General features: G+C 63.4%; 25 protein-coding genes and 1 tRNA gene. 10 read left to right on the top strand and 16 right to left on the bottom strand.

The genetic code is table 11. The features are described from left to right. Positions 1-139: 139 nt before the first annotated feature. The 5 genes from uvrB to HDG37_RS03840 all read left to right on the top strand — a co-directional run bounded on the left by uvrB (position 140) and on the right by HDG37_RS03840 (position 5,927). Positions 140-2,233, top strand: coding sequence for an excinuclease ABC subunit UvrB (gene uvrB, locus HDG37_RS03860; protein ID WP_184044409.1), 2,094 nt, complete (start codon positions 140-142; stop codon positions 2,231-2,233). A gap of 340 nt (positions 2,234-2,573) precedes the next feature. Further along, positions 2,574-3,122 carry an iron transporter gene (locus HDG37_RS03855; RefSeq protein ID WP_090803840.1) on the top strand — a complete coding sequence of 183 codons (549 nt, stop codon included), beginning with the start codon at positions 2,574-2,576 and terminating at the stop codon, positions 3,120-3,122. 112 nt (positions 3,123-3,234) lie between these two features. Continuing rightward, a complete protein-coding gene (locus tag HDG37_RS03850; protein ID WP_184044407.1) occupies positions 3,235-3,567 on the top strand; it encodes a cupredoxin domain-containing protein in 333 nt (110 codons plus the stop codon). 108 nt (positions 3,568-3,675) lie between these two features. Next, positions 3,676-4,521: an FTR1 family protein gene (locus HDG37_RS03845; RefSeq protein WP_184044405.1), complete on the top strand. Its 846-nt coding sequence runs from the start codon at positions 3,676-3,678 to the stop codon at positions 4,519-4,521. After that, positions 4,518-5,927: a 4Fe-4S binding protein gene (locus tag HDG37_RS03840; RefSeq protein ID WP_184044403.1), complete on the top strand. Its 1,410-nt coding sequence runs from the start codon at positions 4,518-4,520 to the stop codon at positions 5,925-5,927. The genes HDG37_RS03845 and HDG37_RS03840 overlap by 4 nt, the downstream gene beginning before the upstream one ends. 278 nt (positions 5,928-6,205) lie before the next feature. Here the strand turns inward: HDG37_RS03840 and hemP are convergent, their stop codons facing one another. The 4 genes from hemP to HDG37_RS03820 form a co-directional block, all read right to left on the bottom strand. Next, the gene (gene hemP / locus HDG37_RS03835; protein ID WP_090803846.1) at positions 6,206-6,466 is read right to left on the bottom strand and encodes a hemin uptake protein HemP; all 261 of its coding nucleotides are present in this window, start codon (positions 6,464-6,466) and stop codon (positions 6,206-6,208) included. 185 nt (positions 6,467-6,651) lie between these two features. Continuing rightward, the gene (locus HDG37_RS03830; protein WP_184044401.1) at positions 6,652-7,134 is read right to left on the bottom strand and encodes an SRPBCC family protein; all 483 of its coding nucleotides are present in this window, start codon (positions 7,132-7,134) and stop codon (positions 6,652-6,654) included. Between the two features lie 85 nt (positions 7,135-7,219). After that, positions 7,220-7,618: an OsmC family protein gene (locus HDG37_RS03825; protein ID WP_184044399.1), complete on the bottom strand. Its 399-nt coding sequence runs from the start codon at positions 7,616-7,618 to the stop codon at positions 7,220-7,222. Positions 7,619-7,821: 203 nt separating this feature from the next. Then, positions 7,822-8,700, bottom strand: coding sequence for a pirin family protein (locus tag HDG37_RS03820; protein WP_184044397.1), 879 nt, complete (start codon positions 8,698-8,700; stop codon positions 7,822-7,824). Between the two features lie 122 nt (positions 8,701-8,822). On the opposite strand from HDG37_RS03820, the gene HDG37_RS03815 reads away from it, so the two are divergent. Beyond that, positions 8,823-9,833 carry a LysR family transcriptional regulator gene (locus tag HDG37_RS03815; protein WP_184044395.1) on the top strand — a complete coding sequence of 337 codons (1,011 nt, stop codon included), beginning with the start codon at positions 8,823-8,825 and terminating at the stop codon, positions 9,831-9,833. Positions 9,834-10,267: 434 nt separating this feature from the next. Here HDG37_RS03815 and HDG37_RS03810 read toward each other — a convergent pair whose 3' ends face one another. The 9 genes from HDG37_RS03810 to HDG37_RS03770 form a co-directional block, all read right to left on the bottom strand. Beyond that, positions 10,268-10,687: a biopolymer transporter ExbD gene (locus HDG37_RS03810; RefSeq protein WP_090803854.1), complete on the bottom strand. Its 420-nt coding sequence runs from the start codon at positions 10,685-10,687 to the stop codon at positions 10,268-10,270. A 16-nt stretch (positions 10,688-10,703) separates the two neighbouring features. Next, positions 10,704-11,435: a MotA/TolQ/ExbB proton channel family protein gene (locus HDG37_RS03805; protein ID WP_184044393.1), complete on the bottom strand. Its 732-nt coding sequence runs from the start codon at positions 11,433-11,435 to the stop codon at positions 10,704-10,706. Between the two features lie 28 nt (positions 11,436-11,463). Further along, positions 11,464-12,186, bottom strand: a complete 723-nt coding sequence (locus tag HDG37_RS03800; protein ID WP_184044391.1) for an energy transducer TonB — start codon at positions 12,184-12,186, stop codon at positions 11,464-11,466. Between the two features lie 330 nt (positions 12,187-12,516). After that, the gene (locus HDG37_RS03795; RefSeq protein WP_090803857.1) at positions 12,517-12,771 is read right to left on the bottom strand and encodes a bacterioferritin-associated ferredoxin; all 255 of its coding nucleotides are present in this window, start codon (positions 12,769-12,771) and stop codon (positions 12,517-12,519) included. Between the two features lie 149 nt (positions 12,772-12,920). Next, positions 12,921-13,808, bottom strand: a complete 888-nt coding sequence (gene murI / locus HDG37_RS03790; RefSeq protein ID WP_184044389.1) for a glutamate racemase — start codon at positions 13,806-13,808, stop codon at positions 12,921-12,923. A gap of 164 nt (positions 13,809-13,972) precedes the next feature. Continuing rightward, positions 13,973-14,452 (bottom strand): bacterioferritin, encoded by a 480-nt coding sequence (bfr, locus tag HDG37_RS03785; RefSeq protein ID WP_184044387.1) that lies wholly within the window; start codon positions 14,450-14,452, stop codon positions 13,973-13,975. 202 nt (positions 14,453-14,654) lie between these two features. Further along, positions 14,655-16,178, bottom strand: a complete 1,524-nt coding sequence (locus HDG37_RS03780) for a fumarate hydratase (protein ID WP_184044385.1) — start codon at positions 16,176-16,178, stop codon at positions 14,655-14,657. A 51-nt stretch (positions 16,179-16,229) separates the two neighbouring features. Beyond that, complete coding sequence (locus tag HDG37_RS03775) at positions 16,230-16,580, bottom strand: YqhA family protein (protein ID WP_184044383.1); 351 nt, start codon at positions 16,578-16,580, stop codon at positions 16,230-16,232. A gap of 208 nt (positions 16,581-16,788) precedes the next feature. After that, positions 16,789-17,691 (bottom strand): DMT family transporter, encoded by a 903-nt coding sequence (locus HDG37_RS03770; protein WP_184044381.1) that lies wholly within the window; start codon positions 17,689-17,691, stop codon positions 16,789-16,791. A gap of 406 nt (positions 17,692-18,097) precedes the next feature. Here HDG37_RS03770 and acs point away from each other — a divergent pair, with 406 nt between their 5' ends. From acs to HDG37_RS03750, 4 genes are all read left to right on the top strand, one after another. Further along, on the top strand, positions 18,098-20,080 hold the full coding sequence (acs, locus tag HDG37_RS03765; protein WP_184044379.1) for an acetate--CoA ligase: 1,983 nt from the start codon (positions 18,098-18,100) through the stop codon (positions 20,078-20,080). A gap of 157 nt (positions 20,081-20,237) precedes the next feature. Beyond that, positions 20,238-20,666: a DUF4212 domain-containing protein gene (locus HDG37_RS03760; RefSeq protein WP_184044377.1), complete on the top strand. Its 429-nt coding sequence runs from the start codon at positions 20,238-20,240 to the stop codon at positions 20,664-20,666. Positions 20,667-20,670: 4 nt separating this feature from the next. Beyond that, positions 20,671-22,689, top strand: a complete 2,019-nt coding sequence (locus HDG37_RS03755; RefSeq protein ID WP_184044375.1) for a sodium:solute symporter family protein — start codon at positions 20,671-20,673, stop codon at positions 22,687-22,689. Between the two features lie 70 nt (positions 22,690-22,759). Further along, positions 22,760-22,850, top strand: a tRNA-Ser gene (locus HDG37_RS03750). Between the two features lie 207 nt (positions 22,851-23,057). Here HDG37_RS03750 and HDG37_RS03745 read toward each other — a convergent pair. The 3 genes from HDG37_RS03745 to HDG37_RS03735 all read right to left on the bottom strand — a co-directional run bounded on the left by HDG37_RS03745 (position 23,058) and on the right by HDG37_RS03735 (position 24,136). Continuing rightward, on the bottom strand, positions 23,058-23,465 hold the full coding sequence (locus tag HDG37_RS03745; RefSeq protein ID WP_221311866.1) for a type II toxin-antitoxin system death-on-curing family toxin: 408 nt from the start codon (positions 23,463-23,465) through the stop codon (positions 23,058-23,060). Beyond that, entirely contained in the window at positions 23,462-23,638 is a 177-nt protein-coding gene (locus tag HDG37_RS03740; RefSeq protein WP_167368631.1) for a hypothetical protein, read from the bottom strand. Before HDG37_RS03740 ends, HDG37_RS03745 begins: the two co-directional genes overlap by 4 nt. Positions 23,639-23,743: 105 nt before the next feature. Further along, complete coding sequence (locus HDG37_RS03735) at positions 23,744-24,136, bottom strand: Na+/H+ antiporter subunit G (protein ID WP_090803870.1); 393 nt, start codon at positions 24,134-24,136, stop codon at positions 23,744-23,746. Positions 24,137-24,139: the final 3 nt, after the last annotated feature.

The raw sequence follows: 24,139 nt of genomic DNA, 5'->3' as shown, positions 1-24,139 counted from the left end.
TAAACCCCGTCAGGGCGCGCAAGTCCGCAAAGGGCCATGACACACCGGCGCCCAGGGCCGCCCTACGTAAGCCCGCTCGATCTTCGCTTTCCGCAACCCGTTAAAATGATTCTTTGCCCAAGGCCCGGTGCCGCCCCTCATGTCCGAACACCATCTGACTGAAGCCGACGATACGCTCGACGAATCAAAATTCATCACGTTCGAAGGTTCACCGTTCAAGCTCTACCAGCCCTATCCGCCCGCCGGCGACCAGCCCACGGCCATCGACACGCTCGTCGAAGGCGTCGGCGACGGTCTCGCGTTCCAGACGCTGCTCGGCGTGACCGGCTCCGGCAAGACTTTCACGATGGCCAACACCATCGCGCGGCTCGGCCGCCCGGCGATCGTGTTCGCGCCGAACAAGACGCTCGCCGCGCAGCTGTATTCGGAGTTCCGCGAGTTCTTTCCGCGCAACGCGGTCGAGTACTTCGTTTCGTACTACGACTACTACCAGCCGGAAGCGTATGTGCCGCAGCGCGATCTGTTCATCGAGAAAGACTCGTCGATCAACGAGCATATCGAGCAGATGCGGCTGTCGGCGACCAAGAGCCTGATGGAGCGGCGCGACGTGGTGATCGTCGCGACGGTGTCGGCGATTTACGGTATCGGCAATCCGTCCGAATACCACCAGATGGTCCTGACGCTGCGCACCGGCGACCGGCTCGGCCAGCGCGACGTCATCGCGCGGCTGATCGCGATGCAGTACAGCCGCAACGAAGCCGACTTCCAGCGCGGCTCGTTCCGCGTGCGCGGTGACACGATCGATATCTTCCCGGCCGAGCACGCCGAGATGGCGGTGCGCGTCGAACTGTTCGACGACGAAATCGAAACACTGCAGCTATTCGATCCGCTCACCGGCCGCGTGCGACAGAAAATTCCGCGCTTTACCGTGTATCCGTCGTCGCACTACGTGACGCCGCGCGATACCGTGCTGCGCGCGGTCGAAACGATCAAGGCCGAGCTGCGCGAGCGCCTCGAATTCTTCTATAGCCAAGGCAAGCTCGTCGAGGCGCAGCGGCTCGAGCAGCGCACCCGCTTTGACCTCGAAATGCTGCAGGAGCTCGGTTTCTGCAAGGGCATCGAGAACTACTCGCGGCACTTCTCGGGCGCGGCGCCGGGCGAGCCGCCGCCGACGCTCGTCGATTACCTGCCGCCCGACGCGATCATGATGCTCGACGAATCGCACGTGCTGATCGGCCAGCTGAACGGCATGTACAACGGCGACCGCGCGCGCAAGGAAAACCTCGTCGACTACGGCTTCCGGCTGCCGTCGGCACTCGACAACCGGCCGCTCAAGTTCAACGAGTTCGAGCGCAAGATGCGCCAGGTCGTGTTCGTGTCGGCGACGCCCGCCGATTACGAGAAGAGGACCGCGGGGCAGGTCGCCGAACAGCTTGTGCGTCCGACCGGCCTCGTCGACCCTGAAATCGAGGTGCGGCCGGCGCGCAGCCAGGTCGACGACGTGCTTGGCGAGATCAACGAGCGCATCAAGGCCGGCGACCGCGTGCTGGTCACGACGCTGACCAAGCGGATGGCCGAGCAGCTCACCGAGTTCCTGGCCGACCACGGCATCAAGGTGCGCTATCTGCACAGCGACATCGACACGGTCGAGCGCGTCGAGATCATCCGCGATCTGCGTCTCGGCGCGTTCGACGTGCTGGTCGGGATCAACCTTCTGCGCGAGGGGCTCGATATTCCCGAGGTGTCGCTCGTCGCGATTCTCGACGCGGACAAGGAAGGCTTCCTGCGCGCCGAGCGTTCGCTGATCCAGACCATCGGCCGGGCGGCGCGTAACGTGAACGGCAAGGCGATTCTGTACGGAGACAACATCACGGACTCGATGCGTCGCGCGATCGACGAAACCGAGCGGCGCCGTACGAAGCAGATCGCGTTCAACGCCGCGCACGGCATTACGCCGCGCGGCGTCGTGAAACGGATTCGCGACATCATCGATGGCGTGTACAACATCGACGAAGCGCGTGCCGAGTTGAAGGAGCAGCAGACTCGCGCGAAGTTCGAGGACATGTCCGAGAAGCAGCTCGCCAAGGAGCTCAAGCGCCTCGAAAAGCAGATGATGGAGCACGCGAAGAATCTCGAATTCGAGAAGGCCGCGCAGACCCGCGACCAGCTAGCGCTGCTGCGTCAGCGCGTGTTCGGCGCGAACGTCGGCGACCACGTGTCGGGCGTCGAATAGCTAGCGTCCCTCCACCGCTTTTGTCCACCACGAAAGGGCGCGGCCATTCGCCGCGCCTGTTCACATCGGCCGGCGCTTTAGGTCCCGCTGCAGCCGTCGGCGCGGCCAACTTGGCCGTGACGAATTCCGTCCTTGTTTCCCCGCCGCACGAACGTTTCTTAAGCGAGCCTTAAGACCCTGCTGACATCAGGCAGAGCGTGCTGACAGGTTTGTTCTCATCAGCGATCGATGATAAACTCGTTCAATATTGAGAATCGTTCGCATTTAAATTTACATCTGGCTTGCGAGCGCAGTGTTTCAACGAAATCGATTCCCAGTCTGATCAAAACAAGGAGCTTCAATGCGGATTTCTTCCTTTGTGCGCGGCGGCGCGGCGGCGGTAGCTGCTGTCGCGGCGCTGTCGGTCTCGGCCGCCGAATATCCGATCGGCAAGCAGCAGATCCAGGGCGGCATGGAAATCGGCGCGGTCTACCTGCAGCCGGTCACGATGGAACCTGAAGGCATGATGCGCAAGGCGTCGGATTCGGACATTCACCTCGAATCCGACATCCACGCGGTCAAGAACAATCCGACCGGTTTCGCCGAAGGCGACTGGATGCCGTATCTGCAGGTGCACTACGAACTGACGAAGGCCGGCTCGAACCAGCCGTTGAAGGGCGACCTGATGCCGATGGTCGCGAACGATGGTCCGCACTACGGCGACAACGTCAAGCTGCAAGGCCCGGGCAAGTATCACCTGAAGCTGATCGTCGAACCGCCGATGCAAATGGGCCACATGGCGTTCGGCCGTCACGTCGACAAGGAAACCGGCGTGGGTCCGTGGTTCAAGCCAATCACGCTCGAATACGACTTCACCTTCGCTGGCATCGGCAAGAAGGGCGGTTACTGATCGGCGCGCGGTGCCAACGCGGTCGCTCAACATATCAGTGAATGCAGCAGACGGCGCGCGGACAGTCGGAATCATATCCAGCGTTGGCGCGTCGCGTTTTCCGGAAAGGGCAATGAGAATCAACCGAAAGATCGCGATGCTTGCCGCCACGTTTTGCCTGGCGGCCACGGCTCATGCAGCCGACCTGCCGACCTTCAAGCTCGAAATGAACGACGGCAAACTGAACCCGGCCCGCATCGAAGTGCCGGCAGGCCAGCGTATCAAGATCGAAGTACGCAACACCGGCAAGGGCGCGGCCGAATTCGAAAGCGTGCAGTTGCGTAAAGAGAAGGTTCTGGCGCCGGGCGCCGATTCGTTCGTCGTGATCGCTCCGCTGGAGCCGGGCGAATACAAGTTTTTCGACGACTTTCACCACCAGGCGCAGGGCGTGATCGTCGCGAAGTAAGCAGTGGTCTCGATCGAATGCGAACGCGAACTCGCCACGGCAAGCGGGCGCTGTCGGTCGCGCGAGGCAACGGAAGCGGGCAGTAGAAGGATCGAGGGGAGAGCTTGAATGGGTCAGATTCTGTTCATCGTGTGGCGGGAGAGCGTCGAGGCGCTGCTGGTCGTCGGCATCCTGTACGCGTGGTTGAAAAATGGCGACGACGACGCCCGCCGCGGCTTGCCGTACCTGTGGGGCGGCGTGGTGGCCGGCGTGATCGCGGCGGTGGCGCTCGGCGCGGCGCTGGTCGGCTTCACCGAGGTGCTCTCCGGTGACGCGCAGGATTACTTCCAGACCGCGATGGTGCTGATCGCCTGCGTGCTGATCGTGCAGATGGTGCTGTGGATGAAGCAGCACGGCCGCACGCTGAAGCGCGACATGGAACAGTCGCTGCAAAAGAGCCAGCGCGATTCGAACTGGTGGGGCGTGGCGCTGCTGGTCGCACTGGCGATCGCGCGCGAAGGCAGCGAAACCGTGATCTTCCTATACGGCCTCGGCTTTGGCCAGTCGGGTCATGTCGACGGCAGTCAGATGCTCGCTGTCGTGATCGGTCTCGCGCTTGCGTTCCTGACCTTCTACGTGTTGCAGATCGGCGGCAGGATCATCTCGTGGCGGCTCTTTTTTCGCGTCACCGAAATCATGCTGCTGTTCCTCGGCGCGGGGCTGTTCCAGACCGGCGTCGACAAGCTGATCGACAAGGAAATCCTGCCGACGCTCGTCGACCAGCTGTGGAATTCGTCGGCGATTCTCGATGACTCGAGCACCTTCGGTTCGCTCGTCGCGACGCTGACCGGCTACCGCGCGCATCCGGCGCTGATGAATCTGCTCGCCTATGCCGTGTATTGGGCGGTCGTTTATCTGCTCGTGCGCCGCGCCAGTCGCAAGCCCGCGCAGCAGACGGCAGGGCGCGCGGCATGAGCGCCGTGATGGCTTCCCGGCCGGGCCGCCTCGCGGCGGCCGGCCGGTGGATGCAGCGCCACGGCGCGGTGATTCGCGGCATCCAGTGGGTCGTGGTCGCGGTGTATGCGTTCCTGATCGTCGTGCCCGCGCTGATGCCGCTGCCGGACGACACCGCGCATCTGTGGAACAACCTGACGCTCGCCGCGCAGTTCGTGTTCTGGGGCATCTGGTGGCCGTTCGTGTTGCTGTCGATGGTGATGCTCGGCCGCGTCTGGTGCGGCGTGCTGTGTCCGGAGGGCGCGCTCGCCGAATTCGCGAGCAAATTCGGCCGCGGCCGCGCGATTCCGCATTGGATGCGCTGGGGCGGCTGGCCGTTCGTCGCGTTCGGCATCACGACGATCTACGGGCAGATGGTGAGCGTCTACCAGTATCCGAAAGCGGTGTTGCTGGTGCTCGGCGGCTCGACCTTCGCGGCAATCGTGATCGGTCTGCTATACGGACGCGAGAAGCGCGTCTGGTGCAAATACCTGTGCCCGGTCAACGGGGTTTTTTCGCTTCTGTCACGCCTCGCGCCGTTTCACTACAAGGTCGACGAAGACGCTTGGCGCCGCTCGTACAAGAACGGCGAGCATGGGCATCGCGTGATTCCGATCAACTGCGCGCCGCTCGTGCCGTTGCGCAACATGAAGGGTGCGGCGGACTGCCATATGTGCGGCCGCTGCAGCGGACACCGCGATGCGATCGCGCTGACGTGGCGCAAGCCGTCGACCGAAGTCGTGCAGTTGGGCGACAAGAACGCGAACCCGTGGGACACCGCACTGATCCTGTACGGCCTGCTCGGCATCGCGATCGGCGCGTTCCACTGGACCGCGTCGCGCTGGTTCATCGACCTGAAGATGTTCGCCGCGACGTGGCTCGTCGATCGCGACATCACGTGGCCGCTCGACACCAACGCGCCGTGGTTCCTGTTCACGCATTACCCCGACCAGAACGACGTGTTCTCGTGGCTCGACGGCTCGCTGCTGATCGGCTACATCCTGTCGACGGCGCTTGTCTACGGCACCGTGCTGCTGCTGTTGCTGACGGGCGCGACGCGCATGCTCGGGCGCTTCGACGCAACGCGTCTGCATCACTTGACGCAGGGGCTGATTCCGATCGCGGGCGCGGGCGTATTCCTTGGTTTGTCGGCGACGACGCTGTCGCTGCTGCGCGCCGAGCACGTGTCGCTGTGGTGGGCGTCGGATCTGCGCATCGCAATTCTCGTGATTGCGAGCGCGTGGAGCGCATGGCTCGCGTGGCTCGTCACGCGCCGCTACAGCGAGCGCTTCGTGCAACGCGCGCTGGCGATGCTGTGGTTCGTCGCGGCGCTGGCGGTCGTCAATAGCGCGTGGTGGCTGATGTTCTGGGGCTGGGCCTCGAAGTAAGTCTTCAGCCTCTGTCCGGTGCGAACGCAGGCGCAAGCGCAAACGAAAAGCCGTGGGATGGTGACACCCCACGGCTTTATCATTTTCAGCGATGTACGCCGTTGCGCGCATCGGCTTTCGAGAGAGAACCAAAAAAGCGGCCTGGCTTGCTGCGACGGCTGGCTTGGTGTCTGCACGAAGGGGTCTAGTTCTCACGTGCAAACCGTCGTGGCTGGCTAATGCCTAACACCTCTCTGGGAGGTGGTCCCCACAATACCCGGTACTTACCTCGTGTCTTGCTACTTCGTCAGGATCAGCTTGCCGAGGCGCGTCGCACGCAGTTGATACGTGTCGCCGTTGTGCACGATGCTGATGTGACTATGGCCTTGCAGCAGCGCGTCGCTGCGCACGACCCGTTCCGACGTCTCGCTCTGGCCGGCGGTGCGTTGCGCGCCGGGTTTCGCCGCGGGCGCGGCCGTCGTCGACGATTTCGGGCGGCTGGTTAGCGCGGCCGCCGAGCGGCGCAGGCTGAGCGTGGAGGAGCGAGTCATATCGGTCATTCGTTTTAGCTTGTTCGTCGATTCGATGTGATCATTCTAAATGATAACTATTCCTATTTACAAGATCGAGAAATTGATCGAATCCGACTTTTGATAGCTGAATGAAAGTGCGTCTGGACGGCGACTCTGGAAGCCATCCTGGACATGGTCCCGCGAAAGCGCGGGCAGGGCGCCCGCGCGGTATGTCAGTGCAACGGTCCCGGTTCCTGCCCGGCCGCGACGTACTGGCGGATCAGCCGCACGGTATCGATATCGTTCTCGCGATACGCGGACTTGACGATCTCCTGCGTCTGCACCGCGTCCTGGTCGCTCGAGACGGGCAGCGTGGTCGCGTACTCGAAGCGTAGGAACAGCTGCAGCTCATCGGGCTGCTCGATCGTCATCGTCAGTGAGCCGCCGACGTGCTCGGCGGTCGGCAGGATGTCGTAGCGCACGCTTTCGCTTTCCTGCAGCGTGACGCGATCGCGCACGGTGGCCTGGCCGTAGTGCAACTCACGCTCGAGCACATTGCCGTCGCGCGACAGGATCGTGCAGCTGTCGAGACCAATCACGAACAGTTGCGGCTGCTCGGCGCGCAGCACGAGCCCTTCCCACAGCTGCTCGCGCGTCATCGATTCGACGAGGGGATTCAACGGATCGTTGATCTGAATAAGGTGTTCGAAATTCAAGACGACTGCGTCCTATGAAAATATTGCAATACCCGTGACCCGAACGGACGGCGTCCGACCGTCCTATGCGCGTTTGCTGCGACTGTTAAGCGACCGCGAGCGCGGAGCGGATCGAGATCGTGTGCGTGAGGATCTTGTGCACTGGGCACGCATTGGCAATTTGCAAAAGCCGTTCCCGCTGCTCGCCGGAGAGTTCGCCATCGAGCATGATCTGACGGTCGATCGTCGAGCCTGCGTCGCCGGTTTCCATCGACAGTTTGACGCGTACGCCCGCGAGCGGCCAGCCTTTGCGCTGCGCGTACATCTTTAGCGTGATCGACGTACAAGCGCCGAGGCTCGACAGCAGCAGCGAGACCGGCGTCGGGCCGCGGTCGCCGCCGCCTAGCGATTCGGGTTCGTCGGCAAGCCAGGTGTGCTTGCCGTCGTCGAACACGACCTGGAAATTCGTCGAACCGATGTGGGCGGTGACGGTGGGCTCTGCCATGCGCGCTCCTCTGATGGGGATCAAATAGCGTCGCGCGCCGCGGACTGTCGAAATCAACGCGGGCCGCGCGACATGAGCCGTTATTGTGAACGAATTTACCGGCGTTCGCGGCCCGTGGCGGATGATTTGGCGGCGCGCGTGGCTGGGGGCAAGCTTCGCCTCGCGCCGACAGGCGTGACAAACGCGCGGCACGCGCTCGCCTGTCAGTGCGTGATCGCGCCCATCCGCCCGGCCTGGTAGTCGATCACCGCCTGACGGATCTCGTCTTCGGTATTCATCACGAACGGGCCATAGCGCACCACCGGTTCCTTCAGTGGCACGCCGCCGAGCAGCAGCACTTCGAGCGGTTCGTCGCCGGCCGTGATGGTCACCGCGTCGCCGTCGTTGGCGAACACCACCATCGTGCGCGCGCCGATGTCCGCGCGCGCGTCGCCTTCGCCATACACGCCCTTGCCGGACAGCCCATACGCGAACACGCGATAGTCGGCCGGTACCGGCTGGCGGATCGTCGCGCCCGGCTGCAACGAGAAATGCTGATACAGGATCGGCGTGCGCGTTTCGATCGCGGCCTTGACGCCGAGCGCTTCGCCCGCGATGACCTTCACGCGCACCTGACCGTCTTCGGACGTCGCGGCCGGAATGCGTGTCGACGGAATTTCCTGGTAGCGCGGCGCGATCATCTTGTCGCGACGCGGCAGGTTCACCCATAGCTGCAGGCCGTGCACGCGACCGCCGGTGCGCGTGAACTCCGGGTCCGGCATTTCGCTATGCACGACGCCCGCGCCCGCGGTCATCCATTGCACGTCACCGGCGTGCAGCGTGCCGGAATGGCCCGCCGAATCCTTGTGGCCGAACTGGCCCTCGAGCACATAGGTGACCGTCTCGAAGCCGCGATGCGGATGATCGGGCGCGCCGATGGCCTCGCCTGGCGCATAGTCGACCGGCCCCATTTCGTCGAGCAGCAGGAACGGATCGAAGTCCATCAGCAGACGCGTCGGAAACGGTCGATAAACGATAAACCCGCCGCCCTCCACTGTGCGAACCGACGGGAACGTGCGTTCGATCGTGCGTGACGTAGTCATCAATATCACCTCGAAAAATGGGGAATAGCGCGATTTCTGAAACATGGAGCTATTATAGGGACCGTTTTTGGCGGTGCCAGCCGTCCCTCAGCAATGGATTGTTCTATTCATGGAACGATGAGATGAAGATCGATTCACACAATCTGAACGACCTCATGTACTTTTCGCAGGTCGTCGAACATGGCGGATTTTCGGCCGCCGAGCGGGTGCTGGGCATCTCGAAGTCGCGCCTGTCGCGTCGGCTCACGGAGCTGGAGGCGTCGCTCGGCGTGCGCCTGTTGCAGCGTTCCACTCGCAAGCTCGCACTGACCGAAGCGGGGCAGCTGTTCTACCAGCACTGTCAGGCGATGCTCAGCGAAGCGCAGGCGGCGGTCAATGTCGTGCAGCAGCTGCGCTCGTCGCCGCGCGGCACGGTGCGCGTCAGCGTGCCGGTTACGATCTCGCAGACGATTCTGTCGACGATCCTGCCGGAATTCATGCATCGCTTTCCGGAGGTGCGCGTCGTGATGCGCGTGACGAATCGCGTGGTCGATCTGTTCGAGGATTCGATCGACGTCGCACTGCGCGTGCGTTCGGATCCGCCGGAAAACGCGAACATCGTCGTGCGGCCGCTGTGGCGCACCGAGCAGATGCTGGTCGGCGCGCCGAGCCTGCTGCAGCAGAATGCGCCGCCGCTGACGCCGGGCGACCTGAACCGCTTCGAAACACTCGACGTGCCGACGAGCGACGGCCGCCACGTGTACAACCTGATCTCGCCCGACGGCACGCGCCATGCTCACGAACACGAGCCGCGCCTCGTGACCGCCGATCTGATGACGATTCGCGAGGCGGTGCTCGCCGGCGTCGGCATCGCCGCATTGCCGGAGATGATGTATGGAGCCGCGTTGAGAGCGGGGCAACTGTCGCCCGTGATGCCGGGCTGGAGTTTTCCGACGCCGCAGTTGTACGCGGTGTTCGTGTCGCGTCAGGGGATGGTGCCGGCCGTGCGCGCGTTTGTCGATTATCTGGTCGAGATGCTCGATCCGGATGAGGGCAAGCACATCATCGGCGAGTGTCCTGAGCGCGCCGAAAAAGCGGCGGCGCAGGCACCGGTGGCGAGTGCGTCCTCCGCTGCGTCGACGGCGGTTTCATGAGGCTCTGTGGCAACTTGAGGGGGCACGGTGCGCCGGGGGCCGCTAGCGCGCTTCGCAAATCGTTTTTAGCATTTAAGCGCGGCCTGTCATGATTACTTTCAATGGTCGTTTGCTTGAATGCGCGCGCACACAGGCATATAGTGAAATCCCTTTCGCTAAGGAGTGTCCTATGCGAAAACTCATGGCCGCTATCATAGCGGGCCTGATAGGGCTGACCGCGTTGTCCGTGTCGACCACGGCCCTCGCATGCGGTGATACAAGCTATCAGTCTTCGGCCGATGGCAAATGATCCCGCCGCCCGAAGGCGCCGAGTGCGCACAAAAAAAGGCCTTCATCCGACGATGAAGGCCTTTTACTTTTTGGCCCTGTTTAAAGGGGTGTTCCCGTGGACGAGCGCGCTACTCCGCTTGCCGCTCCGCGTGCCACGTTACCGTTTACTTCGCTTTGGGCTGCGTGACGAAACCGATCTTCGTCAGTCCGCCAGCCTGCGCGGCCGACATCACCTGAGCGACCTTCTCGTACGGCACCTTGCGGTCCGCATCGAGATGCAACTCCGGCTGCGGGCTCGCCTGCGCGGCCGCGGCGATCTTCGCGGCGAGCGCCGCATCGTCGACCTTGGTGCTGTCCCACAGCACGTTGCCGTCCGCGTCGATCGACACCGTCACCTGCGCGGGCTTCGTGTCTTCCCTCTGACTGCTCGCGTGCGGCAGATCGATCTTGACCGCGTGACGGATCACCGGAATCGTCACCATGAAGACGATCAGCAGAACCAGCATCACGTCGACGAGCGGCGTCATGTTGATCTCGTTCATCAGGCCGTCGTCATCGTCTCCGGCGAAAGGGCTCATTGCCATTGGAATGCCTCGTCGATCAGTTGGCGCGGGTTGCGAGACGCAGGCCGTCGCCGCGCTTGGTCGACGACAGACGGGCACCCGTTACGAAGAACGCATGCAGCCCGTGCGCGAAGCGGCTCAATTTCGCGACGATCGCCTTGTTGGCGCGCGTCAGCGCGTTGTAGCCGAGCACGGCCGGAATCGCGACGAACAGACCAAACGCGGTCATGATCAGCGCTTCGCCGACCGGGCCGGCGACCTGGTCAATCGACGACTGGCCGCTCGCGCCGATCGCGAGCAGCGCGTGATAGATGCCCCACACGGTCCCGAACAGGCCGACGAACGGCGCGGTGCTGCCGATCGACGCAAGAATCGCGAGACCGCTCTGCATGCGCGCGACGCTTTCGTCCATCGTGTCTTTCAGGCAGCGCGTGATCCAGTCGGACACGTCCATGCGGTCGTGCAGATGCGGCTGCGTCTGGTGATGATGGTCGGCCGCTTCCTGGCCCGACAGCGCGAGCGCGAGGAACGGGTTGTCATGCGGCGTCGAGGCGCCGCCGCCGAGCTTCTTCACGCCGTCGGCGAGGTCGTCCGAATGCCAGAACGCCTGCTCGGCGTTCTTCGTCAGGCGCTTCAGGCGCATCACGTTCCAGCCTTTGACGACGATCACGCTCCACGACATCACCGACATGATCAATAGCGCGAGCGCGATACCGCGCGTCACGAAATCCCCTTGCGCCCACACGTGTGCCAATCCGTAGTTTTGCATTGCAATTCCTTGTTTTTGAAATCTTGCTTCAGTCGGTCAGATTGAAGTTGAAAGGCTGGGTGTACGCGGCCCTGACGGGTTCGCCGTTCTCGAGATACGGCTTGCAGGCGCTCGCGCGTACGGCGGCCAAGGCCGCGTCGTCGAGACGGCTAAAGCCGCTGCTTTTCTTCAACTCGATGTTCTCGAGCTTGCCGGTCAGACCGACGACGAAGTGCACGTACGCGGTGCCGGATTCGCCGCGGCGCCGCGATAGAGCCGGGTATTCAGGCTGGGTGATATTGCAATCGAGGTGCGGCACGTTTTTCGGCGCGCTGATTTCCATCGTCGGCTTGCCGATCGCGGGCGCTGCCGCCGGCGCGGCGGGCGCTGGCGGCGTCGGATCGGGCGCCGCGACCGGCGTCGGCGATGGCGCAGCGGCCTGTGGCAACGGAGTTGGCGTCGGCTTGGGCGTCGGAGCCGGCTTCGGCTGGGCTTTCGGCCTTGTATGGACGGGCGGCGTTGGCCGGGACGGCGGCGGAGCGATCGATTGCAGCGCGACCGGCGCGGCGACCGGCGCGGGCGGCAGCAGTTCGGCGGTCATCACGTGCGATTCGAGCGCGACCGGTGCAGGCTCGTGACGCAGCGTCATGATCACGGCGAGCAGAGCGACGTGAACCGCGGCGACTATGGCAGTGGCCGTCAGCGCGCGGGAATTCGGTCGGGTGGACGACGCCAGCGGGGCGCCGGCGGAAACGGGATGCGGAGCCTGCATGGTCAGTGTGGCAGCGCACCGTGCGGGCGGCGCGTCAAACAGGGCATCGTCATGTTCGGAAAATCAGCAGCGAAATGAACAAAGTAGTCACGAAACCAATCAGCAATTCCATCTCGAACTCCTTTCGAAGGGGGAGCGGGGTAGCTGGCTGGTACGAGTACTGGCTTGCTGACGGCAGTGGGATAACGCAGTACGGCGGACAGTACTGCGGTTGTGTTGCAGACGTGCGGCACATTCAACGTCGCATCGGAGCGCTACATAAAGCGTGCGTGAAGCAGAGGGGCTTTTAGACGCACCGACACGGCCTGGACCGGGCCCTGCTAATTGAACTCAGGCTGCCTTGCGCTCGTAGAACGCGACTTGCACGACCTCGGCGACGCTCTGCACCTGCCGATGCTCGACCACGCCGCAACGGCTCGCGCACACGCCGCTTTGCAGCATCACGTCACGCACGGATTCCTCGCATTTGCCGCAGCACGAGGCGACGCCGAGTTCAAACTGCAACTCGTCGAACGAGTCGATGCCGTCCGCAATCGAGGAGCGGATTGTGCGGTCGGATACGGATTTGCAGACACAGACGATCATGGCAGGTGTCATAGCTAACGTTAATGCGAATTATTATCATTTTGTTTGGTTCGTTTGGCAAGCGTCCCATGCGATTTTTTGTAACAAAACCAGACTCTTGGAATGGATTTCGTCGGCAGGAAGGGTGGGGCGCGCGCCGGTTGGCGGCGCTAGGCGGCGCGAGAATCCGATGCGGCCGTGCGGCCCGACGGTATCGATACCTGCTCGACCGCGGCCTCGATCCGCAGCAGCGTGGCGGCGAGTTGCTGCTGATGGATGCCGTCGTCGGTGGAATAGAAGCGCGGCAGCGGCGTGCCCCCGGCCGACGCCGCGGCGCGCAGGCCGTGCTGCTCGAGCACGCGTTCTAGCTGACGCGCGATCGCCACGCTCGTATCGATCAGCGCGAGCCGCTCGCCGACGATGTCGCGGATCGCCGCGTCGAGAAAGGGGTAATGGGTGCAGCCGAGCACCAGCGTGTCGGCGCCCGCGTCGAGCATCGGTTCCAGGTAGCTGCGCAGCAGTGCCTGCAACTCGGCCGAGCCGACATCGCAACGCTCGACCGCCTGCACGAGCCCGTGGCCGGGCTGGCACAGAAAGCGGCAGTCGGCGGCGTAGCGTTCGAGCAGCCCCTGGAAGCGGGCGCTGCGCAGTGTCGCCTGGGTCGCGAGCACGCCGGCGACGCGGCTTTTCGATTGCAGCGCGGCGGGCTTGACACCCGGCTCGACGCCGACGAGCGGAATCGGCAGCTTTTCGCGCACCAGCGCGATCGACTGCGCGGTCGCCGTATTGCATGCGACCACGAGCGCCTTCGCGCCTTGTGCGGCGAGCCATTCGCCGATGGCCAGCGTGCGGTCGGTGATGAAGTCGTCGTCGCGCTCGCCGTAGGGCGCGTACAGCGAATCGGCGACATACAGCAACGCCTCGTCAGGCAGTTGCGCGCGCACCGCGCGCAGCACGGACAGGCCGCCGAGCCCCGAATCGAAAATGCCGATCGGCGCCTGCGACGCGGCGCCTGCGGCAACACTGCGGACAGTCGGGGACGGCGAAGGGGCGGGCATAGGCGAAGAAAACGAGCGTGAAGTGGCGGTCGGCGAAAAGGGTGAAACCACGGTGAGGCGCGAACGAGCGCGCAAGTATATCGCCCGTGCGGCACGGTCCGGCGCGAATGCCTGCTGGGCAGGCGTCGTGCCGCTACCGCGCGGGATGCTTCAGCGTGCTTCGATCAGGACTCGACCGAGCCCATCGCGCTTTGCTGGTAGTTCTGGATACCGACCTTGTCGATCAGATCGAGCTGGGTTTCGAGCCAGTCGATGTGCTCTTCGGTGTCGTCGAGAATCTTCGTGAAGATTTCGCGCGAGATGAAATCGCGCACCGATTCGCAGTAGGCAATCGCCTCCTTGCAGGTGCCTTGCGAAATCTGTTCGATCTTCAGATCGCATTCGAGGATCTCTTTGGTTTCCTCACCGATCAGCAGCTTGTGCAGGTCCTGCAGATTCGGCAGACCGTCGAGCATGAAGATCCGTTCGATCAGCATGTCGGCATGCTTCATTTCGCCGATCGACTCGTCGTACTCGTGCTTGCCGAGCTTGTCGAGGCCCCAGTGGCCGTACATTCGGGCATGCAGGAAATATTGATTGATCGCGGTCAGTTCGTTCTTCAACTGCGCGTTCAGATATTCGATGACCTTCTTGTCGCCTTGCATGTTATTTCCTTTTTCGGGAACCTTGAATTTCCAACAACAATAAACGCCATGTCCAAAAAAGCCAAGAGATCCGATACAACTGTTGGCGGCGTTGGCGGCCTCGTGCGTGCGGCGCCTTGCGCGTGCATGACGCACGGAAAGAAAAAGCCGGGATCGCGGCCCCGGCTTTTCGACTGATCTGAGTAGCGTTAATCGCGACTCATCAAGCCGTGGCGACCGGAATCTTGCCGATCTTGGCTTGCCATTCCTTCGGGCCGGTCTGGTGCACGGAGGTGCCGTTCGAATCGACGGCGACCGTGACCGGCATGTCCTGCACGTCGAACTCGTAGATCGCTTCCATGCCAAGGTCTTCGAACGCGAGCACCTTCGCGCTGCGGATCGCCTTCGACACGAGGTACGCGGCACCGCCGACGGCCATCAGATACGCGGCCTTGTGCTTCTTGATCGCCTCGATCGCGACCGGGCCGCGCTCGGCCTTGCCGATCATCGAAATGAGGCCCGTTTGCGCGAGCATCGTCTCGGTGAACTTGTCCATCCGCGTCGCAGTGGTCGGGCCCGCCGGGCCGACCGCTTCGTCGCGCACCGGATCGACCGGGCCGACGTAGTAGATCACGCGGTTCGTGAAATCGACCGGCAGCTTCTCGCCCTTCGCGAGCATGTCGGCGATGCGCTTGTGCGCGGCGTCGCGGCCCGTCAACATCTTGCCCGACAGCAGCAGCGTCTGGCCCGGCTTCCAGCCCGCCACTTCTTCCGGCGTCAGCGTGTTGAGGTCGACGCGCTTGCTGGTTTCCGTGTTCGGTTCCCAGTGCACCTTCGGCCATGCGTCGAGCGACGGCGCTTCGAGCTTGGCGACGCCCGAACCGTCGAGCGTGAAGTGCGCGTGGCGGGTCGCCGCGCAGTTCGGGATGATCGCGATCGGCTTGGATGCGGCGTGCGTCGGCGCGGCCATGATCTTCACGTCGAGAACAGTGGACAGACCGCCGAGGCCCTGCGCGCCGATACCGAGTGCGTTGACCTTCTCGTGCAACTCCACGCGCAGCTCTTCGATCCAGTCCTTCGGGCCGCGCGCGATCACGTCCTGAATGTCGATCGGGTCCATCAGCGATTCCTTCGCCATCACCATCGCTTTCTCAGCGGTGCCGCCGATGCCGATGCCGAGCATGCCCGGCGGGCACCAGCCCGCGCCCATCGTCGGCACGGTCTTCAGGATCCAGTCGACGATCGAATCCGACGGGTTCAGCATCGCGAACTTCGACTTGTTCTCCGAGCCGCCGCCCTTGGCCGCGACCTGCACGTCGACGGTGTTACCCGGCACGATCTCGTAGTGGATCACGGCCGGCGTGTTGTCCCTGGTGTTCTTGCGCGCGCCTTCGGGCGGGCTCACGATCGATGCGCGCAGCACGTTGTCCGGATTCAGATAGCCGCGGCGCACGCCTTCGTTGATCATGTCGGTGACGCTCATCGTCGCGCCGTCCCAACGCACGTCCATACCGACCTTCACGAACACCGTGACGATGCCGGTGTCCTGGCAGATCGGGCGCTTGCCTTCGGCGCACATGCGGCTGTTGGTCAGGATCTGCGCGATCGCGTCCTTCGCTGCGGGGCTCTGTTCGAGCTCGTACGCGCGGCCGAGCGCTTCGATGTAGTCGAGCGGGTGGTAGTAGCTGATGTACTGCAGCGAATCAGCGATGCTCTGAATCAGGTCTTCCTGTTTGATGACGGTCATGGCTAGCTCAGTGGGGAGTGGCGCTTGTTGTCGGATCGCAGCACGGTGCGGTCAGTCTTGCGCCTTCATGGGAGTGGAAACCTTGAGGCCGCCCACGGCGTGCAATGCCGCGGGTCCTTCGAAATGTTTGGGGTGCGTGTGCGTGGCGTTCTGGTCGGGGCTGATGAAGGTCTTCAGCAGATGGATCGACGAAACGCTGATCAGCGCCATCGACAGCTTCACTTTCAGCACGCCGGCGTTCACGTGATCGAGCCATTCCGGTTCGTCCGGATGACCGTCGAGGCCGAGGCGCGATACGAACGTTTCATACCCGCCGATGATCACCATGATCAGCATCAGCCCGAGGTACAGCGGCACCTGCAGCCAGCGGCTCATGACAACGAGGTGGGGCAGCGCGCGCATGGGGCGGCGCGGACGGGCGCAGGCGGGTCGCGAAGCGGACATAGGCAACGGTCAGATGAAGCGCGGGTGACGGAACAGGGGGCCAGGCGCAGACGGCGGTGCGGGGCGCGGCCATCGAAGGGGCGCGAGACTCGCGTCAGGCGCGCTATTGTACAGCGTCGGTCGAATCTGCTGCTTTGCGGCGGGCAGCGCGCCCGCCACACCGGAATTACGATGCGATCGGCGGCACGCTGCGCGCCTTCAGGCTCGCGAGGCCGATACCGGCGACCACGCAGGCAAGCGCGATGCCGTGCGCGAGCGTGGGCCGCTCGCCGAGGAACTCGATGCCGTACAGTGCCGCGGCGACCGGCAGCACCGCGCTGAACACGCCGGCAAGACTGCCTGGCACGTGACGGATGCCTTTCATCCACAGCCAGAACGAGAAGATGCTGGCCGACAGCCCGTACCACAGCACCAGCATCCAGACGCTCGACGGCACCGCGCGATAGTCGAAATGCACGAGCGCGCCGGCGCCGAGCGGCAGCATCAGTAGCAGGCCGAACAGATGCGTGTACGCGCAAATATCGATCGGCGCGAGCGTTTGCGTGAGGCGGCGGGACAGAATGATGTACAGCGATTCGCAGCACACGGCACCGAGCACCATGAAGTTGCCCGCGAGCGAGCCGGTGCCGGCCGTCGCATCCGCGCCCGCCTGGACGTGCGCGACATTGATGACGACGACGCCGACGATCGCCAGCGCGATGGACGCGAGCGCGCGGCCATCGGGCCGCTCCTTCAGGATCAGCCACGACAACAGCGCGACGACCGCCGGAATCGTGCTCGTGATCACGCCGGCCGCGACCGCGCTGGTACGCGCGACGCCGTTGAGCATCAGCAGCGTGAAGCCGAAGGTGCCGAATAGAGCCTGCAAAAACAGGTTGATCCATTCATCGCGTTTGACGCGGCGCAGTTTGGTCACGCGCAACAGCGGCCAAAGCACGGCCATCGCGATTACGAAACGCAGCAGCGCAAACAGCGGGACGGGGACGAAGGCGACGATCGATTTACCGATTCCGACGTTGCTGCCGACCAGCAGCATCGAGGTAATGAGAAGCAGGGCGTAGCGATTCAAGCTGGAATCCGGACGGCTAGTTCAGTTAGCATTGTAAAAGGCCGTGCGAGAGAGCGTAAGGGTGCGAAAGCGGGCGCGCTGGCGGTGCGTTCGCATCACCGGCATCTCGTCTGATCAACGCGTAACTGCGTCGATGGCTGGCGCGATCTAAGGGTTTTCGCTTGCAGATCAACACGATGCGCGTAAGTGGCCGGTAAGTTGCAGCGCTTATGGTTATGCCTTGACGCGGAATAGGATCGCGCAGGGCCCCCGCATGCACGGATGTTGCGATGCCGCACGCACGCGCGTTCGACGGTATCGCGAGGTGGGAGACAGCGCCGCTCGTGGCGGCTCGAACAAGGATAAGGCCCGCGCGCGCCGCGCGCCGGTACAGGTTTTACGTTTCATCTTCACCAAGGGGTTGTCGATGTCTGCGATTGAATCGGTTCTTCAGGAACGCCGCGTTTTCCCCCCCTCCGCTGACACTGCGAAGGGTGCCACGATCTCCGGCATGGACGCGTACCGTGCGCTCGCCGCCGAAGCGGAGCGCGACTACGAAGGCTTCTGGGGGCGTCTCGCGAAGGAGACGCTGAGTTGGCACAAGCCGTTTACGAAGGTGCTCGACGAATCGAAGGCGCCGTTCTACACGTGGTTCGAAGACGGCCAGCTGAACGCGTCGTATAACAGCATCGACCGTCACGTCGAGGCCGGCAACGGCGAGCGCGTCGCGATCGTGTTCGAAGCCGACGACGGTAGCGTCACCAACGTCACCTATCAGGATCTGCTGCAACGCGTATCGCGCTTCGCGAATGCGCTGAAAAAACGCGGCGTGAAGAAAGGCGACCCGGTCGTCATCTATATGCCGATGTCGATCGAGGGCATCGTCGCGATGCAGGCGTGCGCGCGGATCGGCGCGACGCACTCGGTCGTGTTCGGCGGCTTCTCGTCGAAGTCGCTCAACGAGCGGCTCGTCGACGTCGGCGCGGTCGCGCTGATCACGTCCGACGAACAGATGCGCGGCGGCAAGGCTTTGCCGCTGAAGAACATCGCCGACGAAGCGCTCGCGCTCGGCGGCTGCGAGAAGGTCGGGAGCGTGATCGTGTACCAGCGCACCGGCGGCAAGGTCGCGTGGGACGCAGGGCGCGACCTGTGGCTGCACGAACTCACGCAGGGCGAGTCGGACCAGTGCGCGCCCGAATGGGTCGACGCCGAGCATCCGCTCTTCATCCTCTATACGTCGGGTTCGACCGGCAAGCCGAAGGGCGTGCAGCACAGCACCGGCGGCTATCTGCTGTGGGCCGCGCAAACGCTGAAATGGACCTTCGACTGGCGCCCCTCCGACGTGTTCTGGTGTACCGCCGACATCGGCTGGATCACCGGCCATAGCTACATTACGTACGGGCCGCTCACGCTTGGCGGCACCCAGGTCGTGTTCGAGGGCGTGCCGACCTATCCGGACGCCGGGCGCTTCTGGCAGATGATCGCGAAGCACAGGGTCACGCTGTTCTATACGGCTCCTACTGCGATCCGCTCGCTGATCAAGGCCGCCGAGGCCGACGCTAAAGTGCATCCGAAGAGCTACGACCTGTCGACGTTGCGCATCATCGGCACGGTCGGCGAACCGATCAATCCGGAAGCGTGGGTGTGGTACTACGAGAACGTCGGCGGCGGCCGCTGTCCGATCGTCGATACGTGGTGGCAGACCGAGACCGGCGGCCACATGATCGCGCCGATGCCGGGCGCGACGCCGCTCGTGCCGGGTTCGTGCACGCTGCCGCTGCCGGGCATCATGGCCGCGGTCGTCGACGAAACCGGGCAGGACGTGCCGAACGGGCAGGGCGGCATTCTGGTGATCAAGCGCCCGTGGCCGGCGATGCTGCGCAACGTGTGGGGCGATCCGGACCGCTACAAGAAGAGCTACTTCCCCGACGAGCTCGGCGGCAGGCTCTACCTCGCCGGCGACGGCGCGGTGCGCGACAAGGAGACCGGCTACTTCACGATCATGGGCCGCATCGACGACGTGCTGAACGTGTCGGGCCATCGTCTCGGCACCATGGAGATCGAGTCGGCGCTGGTGGCCAATCCGCTCGTCGCGGAAGCCGCCGTGGTGGGCCGTCCCGATGCGACGACCGGCGAGGCGGTGTGCGCGTTCGTGGTGCTCAAGCGTGCGCGTCCGCAAGGCGAAGAGGCCGTGAAGCTCGCAAACGACCTGCGCAACTGGGTCGGCAAGGAGATCGGTCCGATCGCGAAGCCGAAGGACATCCGCTTTGGCGAGAACCTGCCGAAGACGCGTTCGGGCAAGATCATGCGTCGCCTGTTGCGTTCGCTCGCGAAGGGCGAGGAAATCACCCAGGACGTGTCGACGCTGGAAAACCCGGCGATTCTCGATCAGCTCGGCGAGTCGATTTAATGCGTTGTAAGCGGGTCCGCGCGGCCGGCGGCGGTGTGTCGATCGACACGCTTGCGGGCACGCCGCGCAGACCCGTTGTTCGAGCGGACGGTTTGCGCCACGGCGTTGCGCGGACAATCCCGATTGCCTCGCCGATGCCTTTTTGATACATAGGCGCATGGCCGCGCCGCACCTATCCTCCCACGCCAGGTTGAACCCCCCGCCCGAACCGCCACCGGTCTCGGCGGCGATGGCGCTCGCGCATCGCAAGTACTGGCGTTTCAACCTCGCGCTGATCGCGGTGCTGATGACGCTTGGCTTCTTCGTCTCCTTCGTCGTGCCATTGCTGGCGCCCGCGCTCGCGCAGGTGCGCGCAGGCGGCTTCAGGCTGCCGTTCTACTTTGGCGCACAAGGCGCGATCCTGATCTACCTCGCGTTGATCGTCGTCTATATCGTGCTGATGCAGCGCGCCGATCGTCAGTTGCAGCACGCGTTCGAAGCGGATTCGCAGCGCGATGCGGCAAGCGGTCCCGCCGCGGATTCCACCAGCGGCGCGAACGATGACGTCGCGATCGGCAAGGCCGCGCCGGCCACGCGCGGGCGCTGAGCCGATGAAGCTCACGCATCGGCTGATCCGCTCGTACGCGCTCTATACGCTCGGCTTTCTGCTGTTCGTCTACGTGATGTGGCGCATCGAGCGCAGCACCGGTCCCGGGGTGTGGATCGGCTATGTGTTCCTGTTCGTGCCGATCGCGGTGTATGCGGTGATCGGCGTGCTGTCGCGCACGTCCGACCTGGTCGAATACTACGTAGCGGGGCGGCGCGTGCCGTCGGCGTTCAACGGCATGGCGACCGCGGCCGACTGGTTGTCGGCCGCGTCGTTCATCGGTCTGGCCGGCTCGATCTACGCGACCGGCTACGACGGCCTCGCGTACCTGATGGGCTGGACCGGCGGCTATTGCCTCGTCGCGTTCCTGCTCGCGCCGTATGTGCGCAAGCTCGCGCGCTACACGATTCCCGATTTTCTCGGCACGCGCTATTCGAGCAACGCGGTGCGCGGCCTTGCGGCGCTCGCCGCGATCCTGTGCTCGTTCGTTTATCTGGTCGCGCAGATCCAGGGCGTCGGCCTGATCGCGACGCGCTTTATCGGCGTCGATTTCACGGTCGGCATTTTCTGCGGGCTCGCGGGCATTCTGGTGTGCTCGTTTCTGGGCGGCATGCGTGCCGTTACGTGGACCCAGGTCGCGCAGTACGTCATCCTGATCCTCGCGATGCTGATACCGGTATCGATGATCGCGCACAAGGACGGCCTCGGCTGGGTGCCGCAATTCAGCTATGGGCGCCTGATGCAGCGCATGGAAGGGCTCGAGAAACAGGTGCGCGACGCGCCGCTCGAGGAGCGCGTGCGCGACGATTATCGACGCCGCGCCGCGTTGATGCAACTGCGGCTCGATACGCTGCCGCAATCGTTCATCGAGGAAAAGCAGCGGCTCACGCAGGAGGTCGGCGATCTGCGCCGCCGTAACGGTCCGTTGCGCGAGATCAAGGAGCGCGAGCGCGCGCTCGAACAGTTTCCGCGCGATGCCGCCGCCGCGCAGATCGTCTGGAGTCAGAAGCGCGACGACATGCTGATGCGGGCGAGCGCGCCGGTGCCGATGCAGGAACCGTTTCCTGCTGTCGGTGAGGAAGACCGGAGCACGCACGCGCGTAACTTTCTATCGCTGCTGCTGTGTCTGTCGCTTGGCACGGCGAGCCTGCCGCATATCCTGACGCGCTACAACACGACGACTTCGGTGGCGTCGGCGCGGCGCTCGGTCGGCTGGACGCTCTTTTTCGTCGCGCTGTTCTATCTGACCGTGCCGGTGCTGGCGGTGCTGATCAAGTACGAGATCCTGTCGAATCTGGTCGGCCATCATTTCGCCGATCTGCCGCAGTGGCTGATGCAATGGCGCAAGGTCGAACCGAGCCTGATCAGCCTCGCCGATACGAACGGCGACGGTATCGTGCGCTGGAGCGAGATCCAGATGCAGCCCGATATGGTCGTGCTCGCGGCGCCCGAGATCGCGGGGCTGCCGTATGTGATGTCGGGCTTGATCGCGGCGGGGGCGCTCGCGGCGGCGCTATCGACCGCGGATGGTCTGCTGCTGACGATCGCGAACGCGCTATCGCACGACGTGTACTACCACATGGTCGATCCGAACGCGTCGAGCCAGCGGCGCGTGACGATCTCGAAGATTCTGCTGCTGGGTGTCGCATTGTTCGCGTCGTACGTGGCGTCGCTGAATACGGGGAATATTCTGTTTCTGGTCGGGGCGGCATTTTCGCTGGCGGCGTCGAGTCTGTTTCCGGCGCTCGTGCTCGGCGTGTTCTGGAAACGCACGACGCGGCTCGGCGCGGTGGCGGGGATGGTCGCGGGGCTCGTCGTGTGCATCTACTACATCGTGTCGACGTATCCGTTCTTCACGCAGATGACGGGATTCACAGGTGCGCGCTGGTTTGGCATCGAGCCGATCAGTTCGGGCGTGTTCGGTGTGCCGGCGGGTTTTCTCGTGGCGATCGGGGTGAGTTTGCTCGATCGAAAGGCGGACGCTTACACGATCGCGCTGGTCGACTATATCCGGCATCCGTAGGCGGTTTGCGCGGGGCTTTGACCAGGGTGTGGCGCAGGGCGCGAAGTTTGCTATAATTCGGCTCCCCGCCGGAGAGATGGATGAGCGGTTTAAGTCGCACGCCTGGAAAGCGTGTATAGGTTAATAGCCTATCGGGGGTTCGAATCCCCCTCTCTCCGCCAGGATATCCAATGAATACGGGCCTTTCGGCCCGTTTTTCTTTTCTACCAACACCGCTACCCACACGCATGCACGCGGTGCAATTTCCCACCCGCCGGCGGCCATTTCGATGCGTCGTCTACGAACAACACAGGTCGGGTTTTTCCGGGGCTCGGCTCGACAAAGAGACTTACCGGGGAACAAATGAAACGCCCCGCTCGGGGCGGGGCTCATTCAGGCCTATGCCTAAGGCTTGCTGGCAGTTCGATCGGCGTGGCAAGAGAAGAAAATATGTTTGCGAGATCCTGGTAGTCAAGCCTGCCTTCAGCCACGTCAACCATGATCTCTTCGAGCGCCTGAGTACGACGGACTGCGTACCCTTCAATAAGCAAATAGGTTAACGCCGAAACCAGCGCCGTCCTCTTGTTGGCATCCGAAAAAGCGTGTCCGCGCGCGATCGCTTCTGCGTAAAGCCCGGCGATCTCAAAGACATCCTCCAGTCCGCCATAGTGAATGCGGTTCTCAATACGACCAAGGGCACCCTCCAAGGTGCCCCTGTTCGTCGTGCCAACGAGTCCTGGTTCGCGGGAGAGAATAAAGTCGTGCACGATCACGACCATACCCGCATCAAGAATCATCTCTTTGCCAGCGCTTGAATGACAGCATGATGCTGTTCGTACACGCGTTTGGCTGCATTGAGGATCTGCTTACGACCATCCGCGGAGCTTGCATTGACCTTTGTTGTCGGGAGCTGTACGCCTGCCCGGGCCTTGACTTCGACTCCGTGGATGTTCCCGGTCTTTCCTTTCATGACCATAGAATCTCCTTCGGGGTTGGGTTTTAAGGGGCTGTCACATCGTTGTTAATGGCGATTTTACACACAAGTTTAATTTCCTGAACGGTGCTGTTTACCACATCACCCCTCATCCCCCTCCCGCAACTCCCCCGTATTCCCCCGTTCCGCGCAAGCGCCCGTAACAGGCGGCCGCCCCCGCGTCGCCTCCGACAGCGTCACTCCCTGCTGAATCCCAGCCTTCGCCAGCATATGTGCGCTAATCGGCGCGGTGAGAAACAGAAACGCCGGAATCAGCAACTCATGCAGGCTCGCGAAGTTGTTATGCGCGCTGAAATACACCACCGACGCGAGCACGATGCCGCCTACACCGAGCGTGGTCGACTTGGTCGGACCGTGCAGCCGCATGAAGAAGTCGGGCAGCCGAGCGAGCCCGACCGCCCCGACCAGCGTGAACAGGCTGCCGGCCAGCAGCAGCAAACAAACGATCGCTTCGACAAAAGTTTCCATCGGCATACC

The organism is Paraburkholderia sp. MM5384-R2 (assembly GCF_014201025.1).
GTDB lineage: Bacteria > Pseudomonadota > Gammaproteobacteria > Burkholderiales > Burkholderiaceae > Paraburkholderia > Paraburkholderia tuberum.
The sequence above is the reverse complement of the archived record's forward strand: the minus strand, read 5'-3'. Positions and strand labels throughout refer to the sequence as shown.

What these genes read in the sequence shown, in the direction of transcription:
- bfr (WP_184044387.1), bottom strand. Translation starts at nt 14,452, where the DNA reads ATGCAAGGCGACAAGAAGGTCATCGAATATCTGAACGCGCAGTTGAAG.
- HDG37_RS03845 (WP_184044405.1), top strand. Translation starts at nt 3,676, where the DNA reads ATGGGTCAGATTCTGTTCATCGTGTGGCGGGAGAGCGTCGAGGCGCTG.
- HDG37_RS03855 (WP_090803840.1), top strand. Translation starts at nt 2,574, where the DNA reads ATGCGGATTTCTTCCTTTGTGCGCGGCGGCGCGGCGGCGGTAGCTGCT.
- HDG37_RS03780 (WP_184044385.1), bottom strand. Translation starts at nt 16,178, where the DNA reads ATGACCGTCATCAAACAGGAAGACCTGATTCAGAGCATCGCTGATTCG.
- HDG37_RS03820 (WP_184044397.1), bottom strand. Translation starts at nt 8,700, where the DNA reads ATGACTACGTCACGCACGATCGAACGCACGTTCCCGTCGGTTCGCACA.
- HDG37_RS03760 (WP_184044377.1), top strand. Translation starts at nt 20,238, where the DNA reads ATGGCCGCGCCGCACCTATCCTCCCACGCCAGGTTGAACCCCCCGCCC.
- HDG37_RS03795 (WP_090803857.1), bottom strand. Translation starts at nt 12,771, where the DNA reads ATGATCGTCTGTGTCTGCAAATCCGTATCCGACCGCACAATCCGCTCC.
- HDG37_RS03745 (WP_221311866.1), bottom strand. Translation starts at nt 23,465, where the DNA reads ATGATTCTTGATGCGGGTATGGTCGTGATCGTGCACGACTTTATTCTC.
- HDG37_RS03755 (WP_184044375.1), top strand. Translation starts at nt 20,671, where the DNA reads ATGAAGCTCACGCATCGGCTGATCCGCTCGTACGCGCTCTATACGCTC.
- HDG37_RS03825 (WP_184044399.1), bottom strand. Translation starts at nt 7,618, where the DNA reads ATGGCAGAGCCCACCGTCACCGCCCACATCGGTTCGACGAATTTCCAG.
- HDG37_RS03775 (WP_184044383.1), bottom strand. Translation starts at nt 16,580, where the DNA reads ATGCGCGCGCTGCCCCACCTCGTTGTCATGAGCCGCTGGCTGCAGGTG.
- HDG37_RS03740 (WP_167368631.1), bottom strand. Translation starts at nt 23,638, where the DNA reads ATGAAAGGAAAGACCGGGAACATCCACGGAGTCGAAGTCAAGGCCCGG.
- acs (WP_184044379.1), top strand. Translation starts at nt 18,098, where the DNA reads ATGTCTGCGATTGAATCGGTTCTTCAGGAACGCCGCGTTTTCCCCCCC.
- HDG37_RS03815 (WP_184044395.1), top strand. Translation starts at nt 8,823, where the DNA reads ATGAAGATCGATTCACACAATCTGAACGACCTCATGTACTTTTCGCAG.
- HDG37_RS03840 (WP_184044403.1), top strand. Translation starts at nt 4,518, where the DNA reads ATGAGCGCCGTGATGGCTTCCCGGCCGGGCCGCCTCGCGGCGGCCGGC.
- HDG37_RS03800 (WP_184044391.1), bottom strand. Translation starts at nt 12,186, where the DNA reads ATGCAGGCTCCGCATCCCGTTTCCGCCGGCGCCCCGCTGGCGTCGTCC.
- HDG37_RS03805 (WP_184044393.1), bottom strand. Translation starts at nt 11,435, where the DNA reads ATGCAAAACTACGGATTGGCACACGTGTGGGCGCAAGGGGATTTCGTG.
- HDG37_RS03850 (WP_184044407.1), top strand. Translation starts at nt 3,235, where the DNA reads ATGAGAATCAACCGAAAGATCGCGATGCTTGCCGCCACGTTTTGCCTG.
- HDG37_RS03735 (WP_090803870.1), bottom strand. Translation starts at nt 24,136, where the DNA reads ATGCCGATGGAAACTTTTGTCGAAGCGATCGTTTGTTTGCTGCTGCTG.
- HDG37_RS03810 (WP_090803854.1), bottom strand. Translation starts at nt 10,687, where the DNA reads ATGGCAATGAGCCCTTTCGCCGGAGACGATGACGACGGCCTGATGAAC.
- murI (WP_184044389.1), bottom strand. Translation starts at nt 13,808, where the DNA reads ATGCCCGCCCCTTCGCCGTCCCCGACTGTCCGCAGTGTTGCCGCAGGC.
- hemP (WP_090803846.1), bottom strand. Translation starts at nt 6,466, where the DNA reads ATGACCGATATGACTCGCTCCTCCACGCTCAGCCTGCGCCGCTCGGCG.
- uvrB (WP_184044409.1), top strand. Translation starts at nt 140, where the DNA reads ATGTCCGAACACCATCTGACTGAAGCCGACGATACGCTCGACGAATCA.